A 19506-nucleotide genomic window follows, 5' to 3' on the forward strand; every position below is an offset into this window, starting at 1 on the left:
CACTGAAAGTAAGATTTCCCTGTAGACGATATAATCTTATGCTTAGAAGTTTCTGTTAGGCAGAAATTAAGTACAAAATTTGACTTAGCTACGAAAAGGCAAAGGTTGTCGAAACACACGTCACTATTGATCAACTAAATGTTTGACAACTCAATAACCATTCATCTCCGTAAGTGATTGTTAAATAAACACATTCACCATTAATATGAAAGGATTTTCTTTATCATTTTTTCTGATTGTTCCAAGTAGTGTCCACCAAATTGATTGTAATGATTGAGTAAATGATAAAGGTTGTAGATGTCTTTCCGTTCGCTGTAACTGATGTCGAGCGGCAGAATACTTTCATAGCCTTGATAAAACTCTGGCTGGAATCCACCAAACAGCTCAGTCATAGCGATATCACATTCACGATCACCCCAGTAACTGGCGGGGTCATAACAAATTGGGCCGAAGACCGAACTTGCCACATTGCCATGCCAAAGATCGCCGTGAAGCAGCGAAGGTTTAGGCTGATGATTGGCAAGTCTGGTCTGAATCAACTGGGTAAAGTCGTTGATATCGACTAAGTTAATTCCTTTCTCTTGCATTAATTGCAGTTGCCAACCAATTCGTTGTTCAGCAAAGAAACGGGACCATTTTCTGTCCCACTTGTTAGGCTGGATCGTCGCTCCAATAAAGTTGTCCTGATCAAAGCCGTATTCCTGCTGTTCGCCCCACTGGTGAAGTTCGGCGATCTGCTGTCCAAAGAGATAACTATTTTTGCTGTCATCTAATGGTTTGGTCGGGAGGTAGTTGAGTACAATGAAGGCGTTATCTTTGGTGGTACCCGCTAAAACCAGTTCGGGTACAGAAACCGTTCGACTCTCACGCAACATGTGGATACATTCAGCTTCAGCTTCAAACTTAGGCAAAGAACTACGCTGATTAACTTTAACGAAATAGCGTTGTTCTCCGTCCGAAATCATATAGCATTCGTTGATTTCACCACCGTGAACTTTGCATTTTTCGCTTATTTCGTAAGCGAACATCAAGGTTTCAGAAAGCTGTTTTGATATGGCTTGCCACATAACATTTCCTAAGTCAGATGCATTTAACTACAGTGTAGAAGATGATGGCGTTGAATACTGATTCATAGTGCAAAAAATTCAACGATTTAGACAATCTGACCTGTCAAATTCGCAAAGTGTGAAGTGTGTCCCTCATCGCATTCTTCGCTATAAAATATGCTATTAATTATACGTGAGTATTATTTGACTCTGCTTCAACTTTCTTAGTTACAGCAAGTTATGTCTAATGGGGTAGGCTACTATAGCCAGAACTGAACAAGTAATCAGCAACTGAACGGACACAAGTTGTGAAAACACATTGAAATGTCTTAGTATTAAAGATGGATATCGACGGCATGACAATAATGGAGATGAACTGTGGTTGTTGAAACCGATGGTTACCTAGCTCTAATCGAGCACTTAGCTTTCAATCTTGATGTGTTTGCTTCTGAAGAAGGAGACACAGGAACAGAGAGCGTCGAAGATGTCGTTACCGATATGGTTGCGAGTAACATCATGGCTATCTTTGAACAAAACCCAGAACTCCACTCTAGCGTCCGCTTCCAGCTACTTAAAGAAGCCGATTCAGTAGTAGAAGACCTCGGGGAAGTTCTTGCTGGAGTATGGGGCAAGCCTGCAACAAACGAACAAATTAGCTTCTTGGACGAATACATTGCTTTGGTTAAGAATTTGTTCGATTCCGCTGTTGCGAAATACGATTAACCCCAATTTGTTGTATGACTAATTGATTTCAGGCGAGAGGCTAACTCGTCTGAAATGCCAGTATTTGCTAGCCCAATAAGGGTTGTCGAGTCTCGATATGACGACCCCTTTTGATGTCGATGCATGCATAAATTGCTTACCGCCAATATAGACACCAACATGTCGAGTGTTGGGTGCGGTTTTAAAAAATACCAAATCACCAATAGTCGCTTGAGAGTAAGCGATTTCCGATCCTACCTTTACTTGATCGAGTGTCGTCCGGGGTAACTGTATTCCCATCGCTTGTTGAAACGCAGTTTGCACAAATGCCGAACAATCCACTCCATTTAATGACGACCCACCTAATCGGTAGGGAACACCTTCCCACTGGTCAAAAACTTTAATCAAAGACTCTCTAACCGCCAATTGAGAAGCACTGGGCGCTGAATAAGTTGTCGACGCGGGCTGACTTTCTTGTTGAGGAGCACTGCTACAAGCCGCGAGTAACGAGGTCAGGATTATTGCGTTCAGGGATAGGGGAAGTGAATAGCGGTTCATAATAATAACTCTAGTCTGCAATCTAACCGTAACAATCTCGCCATAATATCCTCGCCAGAAACATCGGTATCAGGATCTTATCTTCATTATGGAAACGATGAAAAAAAACACATTTTCACTGTCCCTTATTCAGACAATCAGTGCGGTATTTTTTACCATCACCTTACTCGTCATTTTACTTTCTGTCACTAGTATTAAGGGCTTAGAAAATATTAGACAACGTTTTTCAGAACTTTCCCAACAAGCTTTACCGCTGGCAATGACCAATGCTGAACTTACGCAAAACATTTTAGAGCAGGTTAAGCAGTTAAGTTATGCAGCTGGAACTCAGAGCATCGAGTCACTACAAACGATCGAACAAAAGATTTTGATTCATGAGCAACAAAGTACCGCACTATCTGACAGTGTGGTGAAGATTTCAGCTGAATTTGATAATGCGGTGACACCAGATCAAACTGAACAGTTAACGGGATCGTTATTCTCACTTGTGTCACAGAGCAACGCAGTGATAGCGACGCAACGTAATATCTTGACGTTAGAAAAGAGCATTGCCAGTGAACTCGACGGATTCCGATATGGATTAGGGTCTATTGGGCCGGAAATGAATCGCATAAGCTCATTTTTAGTTGGCGACAATCCTGAGTCAGCGGATGCTGCGAATCGGTTTATTGCCAATGTGAGTTCGATGGAAAGTTCTTTTGTTCAACTGATGATGACAACAGAACTGGATCAGGCCCAAATAGCATTCAAAGAAATGAAAAACCGTCTTGCAGGGGTCAACTTAGCGTATGACGATTTTAAGCAGTGGCATCCTGATGTGGTTGAGTTTGCAAGCCTGACAGCGGGTTATGAGATGGTGTTGTCTGGCTTTGAACCCGATGCGATTGTCGAGCAGATATTGGCCAAACTTGAGCTTGTTAGCCAACAGCGTAGGCAGGTTGAAGAAGTGGTGATTGTTGCAGATAAGACGATCGCTTTGCTCAATGATATTTCGGCTACAGCAAATACCTTGATAGGCAACAGTCAGCGCGTGGTTAGCTCAACGATGCAAACCACAGCTACCGTCGTGCTGACAAGCAGTGCAGTACTGGTTGTGGTCATTATCATGGCTTGGTTTATTCTTCGTGCATGGACAAACCGAGGTCTCAAAAACATTCTGACGCATCTCAACCGTATGACTGAACACGACCTCACGGGTCAGGCACTGTTAGTTGGGCCGTTGGAAATGAAAGAGATCGCAAATAAACTCAATCAGGTGATTCGTTCAACGAACGAATCAATCGCTCTAGTTACAAGAAACTGTGAAACGCTCTATCAGACTGCCGAAATTAGCCACGGCGCAGCGGAACAATCAAATCAAAGTCTAACAGAACAAAATCAATCGTTGGCAAGTATGATTGCGACCATCAATCAATTGGAAGCTTCAATTCGAGAAATCGCGACGGTGACTGCCGAGTCATACAATGAGTCAACTGCCGCGACACGCTTCTCAACTCAAGGTGTCAATGCAATCGAAGAGAACCAAACACGCTTACGCTCGCTGGCAGATACACTTAACGCCAATGAAGAGTCTATGGTTGAGCTCGATAAAAGGGTGAAACAGATCCGAGAAATGGTTGATCTGATCTCAGGTATCGCAGAAAACACCAATCTTTTGGCGCTCAATGCCGCGATAGAAGCAGCTCGTGCTGGTGAGCAAGGGCGAGGCTTTGCAGTGGTGGCGGACGAAGTACGTAAACTCGCCAGTGATACATCTAATCAGACAACGAATATTCGTGAACGCATGAATCAATTGGTCGCTGCCGCCGAACGTTCGCGCTTGGCGGTTGAGGAATCACGTCAGGAAATGAACAATGCGTTAGAGTCGAGTGAAGTCGTCAAATCTACCTTCAACGATATTGAAGCCGCAGTGACTCACATTCAGACTCGAGTCGAGCAGGTGACTATAGCGACCGAAGAGCAAGAACGAGCTACAGAACACGTCAGTAGTTCGATCTCACTTATTTCCGAGCAGGGGCAACAGACGAAAATGCAGCTTGAATCGATGGTCGAAAGCTCACAACAGGTAGCAGGGATTGCGGGTAATCAGCAGGCGATGCTGCACAAGTATTCGATTTAGCCTCCTACTGGCGTGGCGTATCTTAGTGATTTCTGAATGGTTGCGAGAGCATCTTGTCAATTCTTTGTTCTTGCGCTGAACGGAACGTGGTGATGCCGATTTCGACATCATCATGCCCTAACTTTGGTTGGGCTCGATAAGTGGTGAATATCCGATCCCACACCGATAAAAAGAAGCCAAAGTTAGAATGGGTCTCTTGGGTAATCGTAGAGTGGTGTACTCGGTGCATGTCAGGCGTAACCACCAACTTTCTTAACCATTTATCCCATTTTAGTGGCAAATAAGCGTTACTGTGATTAAACATCGCACTGGCATTGAGAATGATCTCGAAAACCAGTACAGCGATAGGTGGCACGCCAAGTACTAATATGAGCGCAATCTTTATCCACATTGAAAGAAGGATCTCAATCGGGTGGAAACGAGTGCCAGTCGTGACATCTATATCCTGATCAGAATGATGCATTCGGTGTAATCGCCACAGAAGCGGTACCCGATGAAAAACCAAATGTTGTAGATATATCGCTAAGTCGAGAACGATGACCGCAATAAGTAACACGAGTGGTTGAGAAAGCGCAAAAAACTGATTAAACAGCCCGATTTGATGAGATTGAGCATAGTAGGCCGCCTCGATCGCGACGATAGGCATCAATAGGGTTAGGCACAGTGAGTTGAAAGCCACTAAGCCTAGATTGTTAAGCCATCTATAGAATTTATTCTGTGTTAAGCGTTTACGTGGCGTCACCCATTCCCAAAGACCGCAAAGCACAAGGACGCCAACAAAAAAGCTTAATCGAATCAATTCTGGATTTTGCATTGCTACTATTCCTTGCAACTGTTACTTGGGTGAGTAAACTTGCTCAACTTTGACATTATCTACACTGCGCTATGAGAATCCACGCCTTTCATCACTTGTACCAGCAACGCCTCGAACGTTCAACCAAGCCCTTTAATGCACGAGGCAGTAAAGTCGCGCGTTGTCAGTACTGCCAAGTCGCTCAGCAAGATTGTTTGTGTCAACACCAACCGACAGCGAGTACAGAGGTGGCGGTGCTGTTATTACTCTCAGAGAACGAAGTATTTAAGCCGAGTAACACTGGACGCTTAATTTTAGATACGGTGGCAGACGGGCATGCATATCAATGGAGCAGAACGGAGCCTGAAGCGGCAATGTTAGAATTGCTCAATAGCCCAGACTACCAACCGATTCTGGTCTTTCCTGAGCAGTATGTTGAGGATCACTCAAGGTTGGTTGCGAATACGACCACTAGCAGCGATTTGGCTCGAAAACCTTTGTTGGTTTTTCTTGATGGAAGTTGGCGTGAAGCTCGACGCATGTTCAACAAGTCGCCATATTTGAGTCAACTACCCGTTTTATCGATTAGCCCACAGCGAGTCTCGCAATATATGATGCGTCGTTCGGACAATGATCAGCATCTCGCGACGGCGGAAGTGGCGGCACTGGTATTCAAACAGTTAGGCCATGAACAACTGCATAAAACATTGACCATGTGGTTTGAGGTGTTTCGAGAGTCGTATCTCAACAGCAAAACACGCAACAGACGAGACGACACTAAACCGGCATTAAACGAGTACATTATGTCGAGAAACGAGAAATCACTCTAAATAATCAATTCTGGTTGGGCAGAGACTGTTCAGTTGAGCACAACGCAAAGCTAAATTGGTTCTGTATCACAGTTTGTAGGCTTAGCTATATGGATAATGGTGCGATTATACGTTTTCTGATTGATTTTTTCTGGGAGAGATAAGATGTACTACGGCTTTGACGTTGGTGGCACTAAGATTGAATTTGGTGCGTTCAATGAAAAACTGGAGCGAGTGGCTACCGAGCGAGTACCAACGCCAACGGACGACTACGAATTATTGGTTGAAACCATTGCTGGTTTGGTCGCAAAGTACGACCAAGATTTTGGCTGTGAAGGTAAAATTGGTCTTGGTTTACCAGGTATGGAAGACGCTGATGACGCGACTGTACTGACAGTAAACGTGCCTGCGGCTAAAGGCAAACCGCTCCGTTTCGACCTAGAGCGTAAAATTGGCCGTAGTGTAAAAATCGAAAACGACGCAAACTGTTTCGCACTTTCAGAAGCGTGGGATGAAGAACTCAAAGACTCTCCATCGGTTATGGGTCTGATTCTAGGCACAGGTTTCGGTGGCGGGCTTATTTACGACGGCGCGGTTTTTTCGGGACGCAACCACGTAGCTGGTGAGTTGGGTCATATGCGTCTACCGATTGATGCTTGGTTCCACCTTGGTGACAATGCGCCGCTATTAGGCTGCGGGTGTGGTAAGAAAGGCTGTCTAGATAGCTACCTATCAGGTCGTGGTTTTGAACTTATTTATGCGCATTACTTTGGTGAAGAGAAAAAAGCGATCGACATCATCAAAGCGTATGAGCAGGGTGAAGAAAAAGCGTGTGAACATGTTGAGCGATTTATGGAATTGCTTGCGATCTGTTTTGCAAATATCTTCACGGCTAACGACCCACATGTTGTTGCTTTAGGTGGTGGTCTATCAAACTTCGAATTGATTTATCAAGAGATGCCTAAGCGTGTACCGAAATACCTACTTTCGGTAGCAAAATGCCCGAAAATCATTAAAGCGAAACACGGTGATTCGGGCGGTGTACGCGGTGCAGCGTTCCTCAACATCAAATAATAAAAAACGGGGCCATTTGGTCCCGTTTTTTTATTAGCGTTGGTTGATCCGTTTGATCTCGGCTTCAATCTCCTCAAACGGTTGAGGTTTGCTGATTAAGTACCCCTGAATGTAGCGACAGCCCAGTTCTTGAAGCAGAGTCAGTTGTTGTTCATCTTCAACACCTTCCGCGATCACTTCTAGCCCAAGTTGTCGAGCTAACAGGTTCACCGATTTAATTAACACCGCATTATTGAGATTGGTTGAAATATCTCGGACAAAAGAGCGATCGATTTTTAGGATATCAATCGAGTTCTTCATTAAGTTAGAGAATGATGCATAGCCAGTACCAAAGTCATCCAACGCGACTTTAACGCCTTTCATGCGCAACACACTGAGAAGATCCTGAACATGTGGTTTATCTTCAAGAGGGATAGACTCGGTGACCTCGATAATGATGTCCTTCTCAGACAAACCTGACTGACCAATGATGTTCAAGATCGAACAGTTGGATGGGTCTTCTTCGCTCAGTTCATCGATAGAACGGTTAATCGACATCAAAATATTTTCGTAGCCGCGAGATTTTAAACGTTGCAGATCCTGACAGGACTTCTCCAATACAATTTCGCCAAGCTGGAAAATATAGCCAAGATTTTCAGCGATAGGGATGAACTCGAATGGAGAGATAATCTCACCATCTTCGGTCCAGCGTGCAAGAGCTTCGAGTTTGACCACCTTTTTACTGTTCAAATCGTAAATTGGCTGATAGTGAACATCAATGCGTTTTTCGTCGATGGCTTTCTTGAGTCGTGCACCAAGCGAATACTGTCTTGCCACTCGTTTTTCCAACTGAGTGGAATAGATAGAGGTCGATGGAGTAGGGTCGCTCTTGGCTTCTCTTAGCGCATAGTAGGCCTGTTTTATCGGGTGTGTTTTGCTTTCAAACTCACTGATATTTGAGCAACCGATATTCACCGCAAGTTCAATTTCATAATTATCAATCACGACACTTGTTTCGATTTTAGAGCGAACAAAGCTAACGAATTTATTGACCCCCTCGAGGGTGTCTTGAGTAAAGCTCAGTGCAAACTGATCTGGGCCATATCGACAGATGTTAATCTGATTGGTATCAAAGTTGGTCGCCAGCGTATGACCAACATGGACGAGAACCTTATTACCAAAGGACTCTCCGTACATATTATTGATTGACGAAAAACGTTTTAGATCGAGAATGATGACCGTTTGATTGTCGGTCTTTGACAAGGCATTAATAAAGCTTTCTCGAGTTTGTAGCCCCGTAAAATCATGTTCGTTTTTGTAGTTGTTTAGCTCACTTTCAATTGATTTTAGCTCGCTAAGATCTTCGAATGTCGCGATGTAGTTCTGTATTTCGCCAACTCGGTTTCGTAACACATAGATACTGAGTTTTTCGGGATAAACGGCGCCAAATTTCGTTTGGTTCCAGACCTCGCCGCTCCAGTGCCCCTGTTCATGAAGCTCAGCCCACATCTTTTGATAAAAGCTCGCAGGATGGAGGCTAGAACTCAAGATAGAAGGCGATTCGCCCTCTAGCTCGGCAAAAGTATAGCCGGTAATATCTTCCACTTTAGAGTTGGTACTGATAATACGGTTGTGCTTGTCGGTAATTAATACGCCGTTACTAGAGAGGTCGACGATCTTTTGCGCGATGGTAAAGTCAGCTTCTAATTGAGAAATATCTGTCGTATTTCGTATGTTGCCTACGACCTTGGTCAATTCACCTAACTCATTGAATTTTTTAATGTAGCTAATTTCGAACTGCTTATTGATCGGGCACATTTCTCGATAAACAGTGAGAGTCTTAGCTTCACTCCCAGAGCTTACATCAAGCATGAAGCGATCTAAGCTGATTTTACTCTTAAAGATATAGAGGCGGAAAAAATCAGCAAATTGTAGTCGTTGATCCGGTGTCATGCCCGTCATATTGGCGAGATTTTTAGAGTAGCTAAAATGGTTATGAGTAATATCCCATGTCCATGAACCACTTTGCGTTAATTGCTCTGAACGTTCAAATTGTTCCAATAGCTTATCTTTTTGACCAGCAAGGCGTTGCTGAATGATTGACTTACCGATCAGAAAACCGATGGTTTCTAGCCAAGTCTTATCAAAAGATATATCGGGTAAATCGGTGTCATACATGAGTGCGATAACGCCAACCACTTTGCCACTGCGCGACTGAATAGGAATGCCGAGATAACTGTGCGCATTGATTATCTGTAAGATGGCATCATCAGGGAAAAGTTGTTGAATTTTCTCTTTGTAGACACAGATTTCTCGGTTATCCAGCACCAGTTCACACGGAGTACCACCTAAAGAATAGGTGATGTTTTCCGCTAGCTCGCCGTGGTGCAAGTAACAGTGAGAATGAGCAATGTTCTGCTCAAGATCATACTCAGCAATCAAACAGTGTTGTGGTTTATAGCGTAAATAGACGTCTTGTAGACAACGGTGGTAAAGCTCTTGTTCATTTCTTGAATCGATGACTTTTGTAATGAGCGATTCCATTGGAAGGGGCCAATCCTTGTTAAGTATTATGTTCTATTTTTATGGTTTATAGGGTTGGCATAAATATTCACACAGGTGCCATTAATTGTATATGTACAATGTACGGTTTTGTGAGGGAAATGTTGTCAAAATATAAAATTATCAGTTGATTCAACTGGATGGAACGTCGCGGCCTAAACATTACGGTCTAATAATTCTAGTATAATTACTCAACTTTGTTTTAAACAACGGCCTTATATTGGGTTAGTTAGTCTTGTCTAAGGAAGAAGAAAGGAGAAAGAACAAAGGCTGGAAAGCCAGCCTTTTAAACGAGGGGATTACGAATTCTTCTTTCCTACACCAAGGTTCTCTTTCTGAGCCAAAGTGATTTTACTAAAGCCAAGTTTTTTAAAGTGATTATCACGATAATTGCGAACGGCTTTGGTGTCTGAAATCGCTTCGATTTGCTGCTCCATTTTTAGGTATGCCGAAATATCAATACCTTCAGCTTCTGCCACTGCCTCGTGAATGTTTCTGTGTTTCTCGTAAGAAAAAGCCAGTGTTTTGTCTTGGTCTTTGTAGGTATATAGGATTGTACGAGCCATAAATATTCAACCGTCTATAAAATAAAGAGGCCAGCTATGCTGGCCCCTGAATGGATTGCTAGATTCTGCCTTGAAGTGGGATGATTGTCACGCTTTCTCCGACTTTAACAGTGTCAACAGCAGGGGATATTTCGATTAAGCAGTTGGCTTCACTCATTGAGCGAAGAATACCTGAACCTTGCTTGCCCGTTGTTGCGACGGTTAAATGGCCACGAGAATCAAATTGATAGATGCCGCGACTAAACTCTGTGCGTCCTTGGCGAGAACGTAAGGGTTCAGTGGCGATCGCCTTAATCTTTAATGGCTGCCAGTCAAGTTCGCCTTGCATTTTGCGTATCGCTGGTTCGACGAAATTAATGAATGACACCATAACCGCCACTGGATTACCAGGTAAACCAAAGAAAGGTTTCTCGCTAATCTTTCCGAAAGCGAGTGGGCGACCCGGACGCATGTTGATACGCCAAAAATCAATACTACCTAGTTGTTCAAGGGCGAGTTTAATGTAATCGGCATCGCCGACAGAGACTCCACCGGAAGTGATTACAACGTCTGCTTGCTGAGCTGCGCGTTCAAGCGCTTCAACCATCGTCTGCTGGTCGTCCTCAAGAATGCCAAAATCCAAAATTTCGCAACCAAGATTTTGAAGTAAACCCATGATGGTGAAACGATTTGAATCGAATATAGAGTGAGCTTTTTGCTCACTCCCTGGGGCTTGAACTTCATCACCTGTTGAGAAAACAGCGACTTTAAGCTTACGGTAGACTTGGCATTCACCGTAACCAAGAGAGGCGATCATTCCCATCTCAGCAGAAGAGAGGCGCTGACCAAGAGAAAAGACATCACTTCCCGCCGCTAGATCTTCACCTGCAAGACGTACATTCTGACCTTGTTTAATTGAAGCATTAGGGAACGTGACGCCGTCACTGTCTTCGGTGGCTTGTTCACGCATGACAACTGTGTCGGCAAATTCTGGTGTCGGCGCACCTGTCATGATTTTTACCGCTTGACCTTTTTGTATAGGTTGTTGGTAAGCATGACCTGCGAGTACTTCAGCCACGACTTGGTAGTGCTGACGATCGAGGTCATCACCACGAATCGCGTAACCGTCCATTGCGGAATTGGTGTATTGAGGCACATTGACCGGTGAAATGATATTGTTCGATAAAACTCGGCCAAAACAAGATTCCACCGCGCACGGCTCATGCTCAGTGACGGTATTGACAAGTGACAGAATTTTTTCTTGTCCTTGTGTGACAGAAAGATACGCAGGGGAGAGGGTGTCACAACATGCCGCCACATGGTTTGGTTGGATACCATTTTGTGCGTACTGAATGACAAACTGAGCAATTGCATCAAGGTCATTGATATCCATTTGTGGCAGCTCGGTATCATTGACTGGCGTATCCGACGCAATGGCAATGATGTTAGTGTCATTTGGATACAACCAAGGTTTACCCACAACTTCGCGATGCAATTCAATCTTAGGAAATGCGATGTTTTTACAGCCTTCAACCAAAATGATATCGAGTTTATCGGTATCAAAACGTGTCAGTAGGTATTGAAATTCTGATTCTTCCTCAGGTGTCTCCGTCATCAGTGCGTAACGATTACGAGAAGAAATCAACATTTGCGATGCGCCTGCTTTACGAAGACGATAACTATCTTTGCCTTCTTTATCGACGTCAAAGTTGTGGTGAGCGTGTTTCAGCATACCAATACGCAAGCCGGTGGTCGTGAGCTTTGGCAATAGCGCTTCAAGGAGCGTCGTTTTACCTGTGCCGGAATAGGCAGCAAAACCTAGAATAGGAATGGGTGTTTGTTCAATCATCAGTTAATGGTACCGAATTGAGCCAGCTCTTCTGGTGTGTTCAAATTAACAAAACAGTTTGGTGAATCGCTAAAGTCGACATACTGGGTATGGCACTCTTTATAAAGTAGAATGATTTTGCGATCACCACGCTCTAAGAAAGCGGTTAATTTTGGAAGAACTCTTTTGTGATAAAGGGTGAAAACCGGCTGTTGGTGATCACCATCGTGAGCAACAAGAATGTCCGTCTCGTCAGTAACAGAAGCGCAAAAACGCTCGACGAGGTCATCATTGATGAGTGGACTGTCACAAGGGACGAATCCTACCCAGTCTGTTGGAGCGTTGAGCAATCCCGCATGGATACCGCCCATCGGTCCAGGATAGTCTTTAAATTGATCACTAAATACTTCGCCGAACTGAGTATAAATACTCTGATTTCGGTTAGCGTTAATCATGATGCGCTCAGTCTGAGGAGTGAGACGCTCGATAACGTGTTGAATGAGTGGTTTGTCATTCAGTTGGACAAGCCCTTTGTCTTGTCCGCCCATACGGGTTGCTTGTCCACCAGCTAAAATGACCCAGCTAGTTTGCATTGGAAGAAGCATAATTAGTTTGTAACTCTTTGTCGGTTATTACTTGAAGCAGAGGAGACTCTACCAAAGTGGCTTCTTTTATCCACCATTGTTTGCGGCATAAAGCGGTCAAGGCGTTTTGCTGGTGACTGGTTATCACTAAACTTGACCCACGTTCGAGAAGATCTTGCGCCATAATCACCAAACGGTCGATCGATTCTTGATCTAAAGAAGCACTGGGTTCGTCCATCAGCAAAATCGAAGGCTTTAGAATCCACGCTCGTGCCATTGCAACGCGCTGCTTTTCGCCCCCCGACAGCACTGAGATGTGTTCGTCTGCAAGAGTTTCTAAGCCTACCATGCGCAGTGCCGTAATAACTTGAGCTCGCTTATCTTTTGCTGTTTCTTTTTGATAGCGAATACCGTATGCGACATTCTGGTATACCGTACCATCAAACAAATAGGGAGACTGATGGAGGTAGATAACATTTTTTCGCCCCGATCGCGAAAACAGTTTATTGCGCCACGAGTCACTGGGGGCGACAACTTTACCCGTGGTGGGTTTGATCAACCCAGAAAGGATTTTTAGTAGGGTAGTTTTACCGACACCATTATCTCCTTTTAGATATATGGCGTCGTTTGGACCAATATTCAAAGTAGGGATGTGAAATAGCACGCGCTCTTTGAAGCGCATAGAAAGTTGCTGTGCCGTTATTTTAATAGTCATACAGCGCCCTTAAGTTCTGAGGTAGCCTTTGCCACGCATACTGGTAAGCAAAAAGTTTAATACTAAGGCTAGAGTCAGTAACACAATGCCTAATGCGACACCTTGCGCAAAGGCACCCTTGTGGCTTTCCATAGCAATCGCTGTCGGTATGTTGCGAGTGATGCCCATAATGTTGCCACCAACCATAGTCGAGCAACCCACCTCGGTCACGATGCGCGAGAAGGCAGCAATAGTGGCTGCGAGAAGCGGGAAACGTGTTTCCCAAATCATTGTCCCAACGATGCGAGGTATCGAAGCCCCGAGCGTGATTGATGTTTCAACCGCTCGTCGGTCACTAGACTGAAGTGCGCCATGCATCATTGAAACCAGTACCGGAAAACCGATAAGCATCTGACCAACAATCATCGCTTTCTGAGTGAATAGCATCTGCCAGTCCCCAAGAGGGCCTGCACGTGACAGTAGCATGTAGAGCAGCAATCCAATCACAACGGTTGGAATAGCCTGAAGCGTATTGACCAGCGAAAGAAAAAGCCATTTTCCCCTGAACTCTGTGTACGCGAGAACAAAAGAGAAAATGATTGCTGGTAACAGCACGATCGAGATCGCAGACAATGAAACACTAAAGGAGACCGCGACGATCTCCCAAAGCTCTCTATCGAGGCTCACCAATAAGGCGAGCGCATCGAGGGTGGTTTGCCATAGGCTCATCGAAAATTATTTCTCGTTAGCGTTGGCGACAAACAGTTGCTTACCATTGAGTTTGAATTCATTGATCAGTTGTTGTCCTTTTGGATTGACAAGCCAGTCACTGAACTCCTTGGCACCTTGGTAGTTGATGCTAGGGTAGCGCTCAGGGTTAACAAGAATAACTTGGTATGGGTTAAACAACTTTTTATCGCCTTGGAACAACACTTCTAGATCAAGTTTGTTGTTATAGGCTAACCAAGTACCACGGTCGGTCATCGTGTAACCTTGCATCTCATTGGCCATATTTAGCGTTGGCCCCATACCTTGGCCCACACTACGGTAGCCGCCAAAGTTGGGCTCCATTTTTGTTTGTTGCCAAATGCCTTTTTCTTTTTTATGTGTGCCAGAATCATCACCGCGAGATACAAAAGTAGCGTTCATGGTTGCAATACTTTTGAACACTTCAGCAACGTCTTTCTGCTGAGCAATTTTTGCAGGATCTGAATGAGGACCGACAATAACGAAATCATTATACATCAGCTTGCGCGGTAGTACGCCATAGCCTTTTTCTACGAAGTTTGCTTCTGCTTTCGGTGCGTGAGTCATAACCAAATCTACGTCACCGTTCTCACCCATTTTAAGGGCTTTACCCGTTCCGGCAGCGATGACGTCGACTTTATAACCAGTATCTTGTTCAAATTTAGGTAGTAGGTAGTCAAGTAGGCCTGAGTGATACGTGCTAGTTGTGGTCGCGAGACGAACATGAGGCACTTCATCGGCAGATGAAGCGGAGTAACTGACTAGGGCTAAAGACGCTGTTGCTAATGTAAAAGAGATTGCTTTCATAGTGTTTATTAATCCATTCTATTTATCATTTGATAGGTATATTGATACCTTATCGCTGCCAACTCTGCCGTGTTATAAATTGGCATGCATATATAGCAATCTTGATGCCAAAAAAATGCGATCTTTTTCAAATGAATTATCAATAAGTTAGAAGGAAAAAGTTTGATGGGGGACAAAATGTCTCACATTAACTATAACCAATCTTTGGAAACTTGGTACACTCTGTCCCAATAGTCACACAGTAATAGTGGAATACAATGCCTCCTTCATTCGACCCTAATAAAGCTTCACAATATCAAGCATTTTCCGTTCTTGTCGTTGACGACGAGGCGGGAATGCAAGCGATATTAAACAAAGCACTAAGTAAATGGTTTTCAAAAGTGGATTGCGCTGGAAGTATCGAAGAGGCAGAGACGCTCAGATGCGCCAATCATTATGATTTGATCATTTTGGATATCAATTTACCAGGTCGTTCAGGTATTGAGTGGGAAGAAGCGTTTTACGACGATGATAAAAAAGCCGACGTGATATTTATGACAGGGTATGCCGACTTAGATACCGCTATTTCGGCGATCAAGCTCGGCGCGACAGACTTTATTCTTAAGCCGTTTAACTTGGAACAAATGCTTAACGCTGTTCAACGTTGTATGGACAAACGTCTTGAACAACGCCATCAGTTTGCGCTTCGTCATGACTTTAAGCGCCATATCGCGACTGATATCGTTGGTGGTTCCGACAAAACCAAACAACTGAAACAACTCATTACTCAATTTGCGCCTTCACGTGCGTCCGTTCTCATTGAAGGCGAATCAGGAACGGGGAAAGAACTGGTGGCTAGGGGCGTGCATGACGCGAGTCAGCGTACTGGACCTTTTGTTCCCATCAACTGTGGCGCGATTGCCCCTGAATTATTAGAGAGTGAACTGTTTGGTCATACCGCGGGCGCTTTTACAGGGGCAAAACGCAGTCGTGAAGGCTTATTCCGTGTCGCCAATGGGGGGACGCTGTTTTTAGATGAAATTGGCGAGATGCCGCTTCCAATGCAGTCGGCGTTACTGAGGGTGTTGGAACAGAGAACAATTCGCCCAGTGGGAAGTGAGAAGGAAGTGGCGGTCGACGTGCGAGTGGTGGCTGCGACGAACCGTAATCTTCAAGAAGAAGTCAACAAAGGGCATTTTCGATCGGATCTCTACTATCGCCTTAACGTGTTAAAAATTGATGTCGCACCGCTGAGAGAACGTAAGACGGACTTGATTGAGTTGGTACCTTTCTTTACTAAAAAGCTCGCCGCTGAGTTGGCAATGCCCGACCCTAAGTGGGCCCATGAAGATGTTCTGGCGATGAATGAGTATGATTGGCCAGGTAACATCCGTGAACTCAAGAACCTGATCGAACGCTGTATTCTGCTAGGAAAACCACCTGCTCATTACTGGCGTGAGATACATGGCGATGCTTACAAACCTTCGGTTTCGATGAATGTATCAAGTGGTGTCGAGTTAATCGAACTGGCTGGCGACTCCAATAAGGGGGTTGGCTATCCAAACAGCTGGGCGCTAAAGGATGTTGAAAAAGCACATATCATGCAGTTGGTTGACTACCATGATGGTAACAAATCCGCCGCAGCACGTGATTTGGGCGTTGCTCGTAAGACACTAGAGCGTAAATACAAAGAGTGGGATGGCGAGGAGTCGACGTATGCCGAGTAGAGCATCACGTTGGTCTCTGTGGTCAAAATGGCGCTATCGCTTTAAAACTATGGTGCGATATAGGCTGATGATCCTCACCTCTGCGCCGATATTTTTGACTCTGGTCGCTCTGATTGGAATTACCATCTACTGGTCGATTCATTACACGTGGCAAAGCGCGTTGATAGATGTTTCTGAACGTTTAGGCGTGGCAGAGAACAGCATTGAACTGATTCAGGAACGTCAAGCGAATCACGTCAAAGCATTTGCGAACTCTTACGACTTTGTAACCAGAGTGGCCAACAGCGAGATGTCCGAAGCAGATTTGCAACAATGGGTGTCTGACCAGCGTATCGAATATAAGTTGGATTTTTTACGGTTTCATCGTGTAGATAGCCTAGTCAATAAGTTTCGTTTTATGGATCTCACTCGCCGTGAATCCTTCTTCGACGTACTCACTCAGCAAGAACTCAATACATTAGGGGCGGATTTAGTAAAACGAGCTCAGACGCCGATTCTAAATAGTAGCGAGATAGAAGGACGTGGTTTAGTTAGTCGAACCGTGATCCCTATTCACAACAAGACCAATGATATTATTGGTTTTCTGGATGGAGGATTGCTGCTTAACAACAGCACCGCTTTGGTTGATACCATTCGTGATTTAATCTATCCATCGAAACAAGATAGCTTGCGTCCCGTGGGAACACTCACGGTCTTCTTGGACGACCTCCGAATCAGTACCAACGTTCCCTTAGACAGTGATGACCGCTTGGGGCGCGCCATCGGTACGCGCGTTTCCGATGAAGTCAAACGCACGGTACTCATCAATGGTGAGGAGTGGGTTGACTTAGCCTTTGTATACGACGCTTGGTATATCACGGCTTATCAGCCACTGCATGATCAATATGACAATGTGATTGGTATGCTTTATACCGGCTACCTGCTATGGCCGTTTGTCACCACCTATATGACCAACATCGCTGAGATCTCGATAACGACCTTGTTCCTGCTGCTCATTTCTAGCTTATTGGTCTATCGCGGTTCAAGAGATCTGTTTATTCCTATTGAGCACATTCACCGCGTCGTTAAGATGATCCAGTTAGGTAAGGAGACCCGTATTGGTCCACTCGGTTTGGATGAGAACCATGAACTGGCACAATTAGCTAAGCAATTCGACAACATGCTTGATCTGCTCAAACAGCGCAAAAATGAATTGATGCGAGCGGCAAATGAACTTGAGTGTAAAGTTCAAGATCGCACCGCCAGCTTGAAAGAGAAAACGGAGGAGCTGGAACTTCATATCAAGCTACTCAACCAAACTCGAGACAAGTTGGTGGTCAATGAGAAATTAGCCGCGCTTGGCGAATTGACCGCGGGTATTGCACATGAAATCAATAATCCAACAGCGGTGATTCTGGGAAATGTGGAGTTAATGCAGTTTGAACTGGGTGATGAATCTAATCGAGTCAAAGAAGAGATTGAAGCGATTCATGCTCAGATAGATCGTATCCGAAACATTACTCGCAGCTTGCTGCAATACAGCCGCCAAGGGGGAGTTCAGGATGAGATTACATGGCAACATGTTAACCCAATTGTTGAGGAGAGCATCACTCTCGTTAAGACGGGAACCAAAAAACGCGGTGTAGAGTTTGAGACTCACCTCTCTGCTCATACCTCGGTTGAGGTTAACCGTCACCAGCTGTTGCAGATACTGGTCAACTTGCAGATGAATGGTATCCATGCAATGAAGGGGACAGGGCGACTTATCATATCAACAGAAGACTGGATGGAAGGCGACAAATCCGTCGGCGCTATTATTCATGTTAGAGATGAAGGATGTGGTATCAAAGAGGAGAATCTAAAGCGAATCTTCTCGCCGTTTTACACCACCAAGCGCGATGGTACGGGGTTGGGGCTTTCCGTATCGCAGAGTATCCTCAGCCAATCCGGTGGGGAACTAAAAGTCACGTCTGAGTGGGGCAAAGGGAGTTGTTTTAGTGTCTATTTACCCGAGCGTGCCGAGCCCAAACTAAAGATTACCAATCTATAAAAAAGGCCAGTGCGAGTATCGTACTGGCCTTTTCGATCGGCGTTGTTAATTGGCGTTAACTGCAATTTTTGGCGGACGAATACCGTGCTTTTTGAACTCTTTCATCACTCGTAGAGTAATGTCGGTTTCAAACAGCTTTTCGTATGCGGTATCAACCACGTACGCCTTACACGTCAACTGAATGGCTAAGTAGTTATCTGTGATGGTTTGTTTGACCAGTACCGTTACAGGCTTAGGTAAGTGTATGTAGCGACTTGATGACGCCGCTTCTTGAATCAGATCACGAGCGAGCGTAATGTCTTCATCAAGCCCAACATAGAATGGGATAACAACCTGCATATCAAGAGCACCATAGTTTCCGCTCACCGTCACTTCGTTGAGGAACTTGTTGTTCGGAATGGTGATGATGTCGTCGTTAAGAGTACGCATACGAACTGAACGTAACCCAATCGCAATAATGTCGCCGTAGTTACCCTCAAATGTGACGCGGTCACCAACCTGAAACGGTCGATCGACCATCACAGTCATGCCTGCGATAAACGACGCAGCAAGGTCTTTCAGCGCAAAGCCCACGGATACAGCGAGTGTACCGCCAATCAATGCGAGTATTTGGTCATTGATGCGGAAACTCATCATAAACACCAAGATACCCGCACTCATGTAGATAAAGAACTGCATAAATGACTGAAGTTTTTGCAGCAGCATTCTGTATTGAGCAAACTGACCACCAATGCTTTCAACCATGGAGTTGATGAACTTCAGCAATAGCCATGTGGCGATGATGATCAGCAGCGAGAAGAACACACCGCTCCAACGAATCAGACTGGCAATTTGACCGATGTTTTCGACGCTGGCCACTTCTTCAGTGGCAAAAGCAGGGTGGATGACCAGCAATCCAAGCAAGACAATTAGAATTTTTTTCAT

Annotated in this window: 17 protein-coding genes; 6 read left to right on the forward strand and 11 right to left on the reverse strand. The window is 44.7% G+C overall.

Going from position 1 to position 19506, the window contains the following annotated elements; translation table 11 throughout:
• Positions 1–200: 200 nt before the first annotated feature.
• On the reverse strand, positions 201–1067 hold the full coding sequence (locus tag ACQEXP_RS00125; protein WP_426967399.1) for a fructosamine kinase family protein: 867 nt from the start codon (positions 1065–1067) through the stop codon (positions 201–203).
• A 357-nt stretch (positions 1068–1424) separates the two neighbouring features.
• On the opposite strand from ACQEXP_RS00125, the gene ACQEXP_RS00130 reads away from it, so the two are divergent.
• Positions 1425–1769, forward strand: coding sequence for a DUF3802 family protein (locus tag ACQEXP_RS00130; RefSeq protein WP_138970940.1), 345 nt, complete (start codon positions 1425–1427; stop codon positions 1767–1769).
• 18 nt (positions 1770–1787) lie between these two features.
• Here the strand turns inward: ACQEXP_RS00130 and ACQEXP_RS00135 are convergent, their stop codons facing one another.
• Complete coding sequence (locus tag ACQEXP_RS00135; protein ID WP_426967401.1) at positions 1788–2306, reverse strand: NlpC/P60 family protein; 519 nt, start codon at positions 2304–2306, stop codon at positions 1788–1790.
• Between the two features lie 88 nt (positions 2307–2394).
• On the opposite strand from ACQEXP_RS00135, the gene ACQEXP_RS00140 reads away from it, so the two are divergent.
• Complete coding sequence (locus tag ACQEXP_RS00140) at positions 2395–4425, forward strand: methyl-accepting chemotaxis protein (protein WP_426967403.1); 2031 nt, start codon at positions 2395–2397, stop codon at positions 4423–4425.
• 22 nt (positions 4426–4447) lie between these two features.
• Here the strand turns inward: ACQEXP_RS00140 and ACQEXP_RS00145 are convergent, their stop codons facing one another.
• Positions 4448–5239: a sterol desaturase family protein gene (locus ACQEXP_RS00145; RefSeq protein WP_426967405.1), complete on the reverse strand. Its 792-nt coding sequence runs from the start codon at positions 5237–5239 to the stop codon at positions 4448–4450.
• Between the two features lie 71 nt (positions 5240–5310).
• Between ACQEXP_RS00145 and ACQEXP_RS00150 the strand changes: the two genes are divergently transcribed.
• Positions 5311–6048, forward strand: a complete 738-nt coding sequence (locus ACQEXP_RS00150; protein ID WP_426967407.1) for a tRNA-uridine aminocarboxypropyltransferase — start codon at positions 5311–5313, stop codon at positions 6046–6048.
• A gap of 144 nt (positions 6049–6192) precedes the next feature.
• Positions 6193–7101: an N-acetylglucosamine kinase gene (gene nagK, locus ACQEXP_RS00155; protein WP_426967409.1), complete on the forward strand. Its 909-nt coding sequence runs from the start codon at positions 6193–6195 to the stop codon at positions 7099–7101.
• A 33-nt stretch (positions 7102–7134) separates the two neighbouring features.
• Here the strand turns inward: nagK and ACQEXP_RS00160 are convergent, their stop codons facing one another.
• The 7 genes from ACQEXP_RS00160 to ACQEXP_RS00190 all read right to left on the reverse strand — a co-directional run bounded on the left by ACQEXP_RS00160 (position 7135) and on the right by ACQEXP_RS00190 (position 14847).
• A complete protein-coding gene (locus ACQEXP_RS00160) occupies positions 7135–9624 on the reverse strand; it encodes a sensor domain-containing phosphodiesterase (protein ID WP_426967412.1) in 2490 nt (829 codons plus the stop codon).
• Between the two features lie 317 nt (positions 9625–9941).
• Entirely contained in the window at positions 9942–10208 is a 267-nt protein-coding gene (locus ACQEXP_RS00165; protein ID WP_138971922.1) for a DUF2960 domain-containing protein, read from the reverse strand.
• A gap of 58 nt (positions 10209–10266) precedes the next feature.
• On the reverse strand, positions 10267–12036 hold the full coding sequence (locus tag ACQEXP_RS00170) for a bifunctional molybdopterin-guanine dinucleotide biosynthesis adaptor protein MobB/molybdopterin molybdotransferase MoeA (protein ID WP_426967414.1): 1770 nt from the start codon (positions 12034–12036) through the stop codon (positions 10267–10269).
• Entirely contained in the window at positions 12036–12620 is a 585-nt protein-coding gene (gene mobA / locus ACQEXP_RS00175) for a molybdenum cofactor guanylyltransferase MobA (RefSeq protein WP_426967415.1), read from the reverse strand. Before mobA ends, ACQEXP_RS00170 begins: the two co-directional genes overlap by 1 nt.
• The gene (locus ACQEXP_RS00180; protein WP_426967417.1) at positions 12598–13314 is read right to left on the reverse strand and encodes an energy-coupling factor ABC transporter ATP-binding protein; all 717 of its coding nucleotides are present in this window, start codon (positions 13312–13314) and stop codon (positions 12598–12600) included. Before ACQEXP_RS00180 ends, mobA begins: the two co-directional genes overlap by 23 nt.
• Before the next feature lie 9 nt (positions 13315–13323).
• A complete protein-coding gene (locus ACQEXP_RS00185; protein ID WP_269376450.1) occupies positions 13324–14022 on the reverse strand; it encodes an ABC transporter permease in 699 nt (232 codons plus the stop codon).
• 6 nt (positions 14023–14028) lie between these two features.
• Positions 14029–14847: a substrate-binding domain-containing protein gene (locus ACQEXP_RS00190; RefSeq protein WP_426967419.1), complete on the reverse strand. Its 819-nt coding sequence runs from the start codon at positions 14845–14847 to the stop codon at positions 14029–14031.
• 257 nt (positions 14848–15104) lie between these two features.
• Here ACQEXP_RS00190 and ACQEXP_RS00195 point away from each other — a divergent pair, with 257 nt between their 5' ends.
• A complete protein-coding gene (locus ACQEXP_RS00195; protein ID WP_269376453.1) occupies positions 15105–16553 on the forward strand; it encodes a sigma-54-dependent transcriptional regulator in 1449 nt (482 codons plus the stop codon).
• On the forward strand, positions 16543–18582 hold the full coding sequence (locus tag ACQEXP_RS00200) for a sensor histidine kinase (protein WP_426967421.1): 2040 nt from the start codon (positions 16543–16545) through the stop codon (positions 18580–18582). The genes ACQEXP_RS00195 and ACQEXP_RS00200 overlap by 11 nt, the downstream gene beginning before the upstream one ends.
• 45 nt (positions 18583–18627) lie before the next feature.
• On the opposite strand, the gene ACQEXP_RS00205 is transcribed toward ACQEXP_RS00200, so the two are convergent.
• Positions 18628–19506, reverse strand: a complete 879-nt coding sequence (locus ACQEXP_RS00205) for a mechanosensitive ion channel family protein (protein ID WP_426967423.1) — start codon at positions 19504–19506, stop codon at positions 18628–18630.

This window comes from Vibrio sp. TRT 1302 (assembly GCF_050113875.1).
Lineage (GTDB): Bacteria > Pseudomonadota > Gammaproteobacteria > Enterobacterales > Vibrionaceae > Vibrio.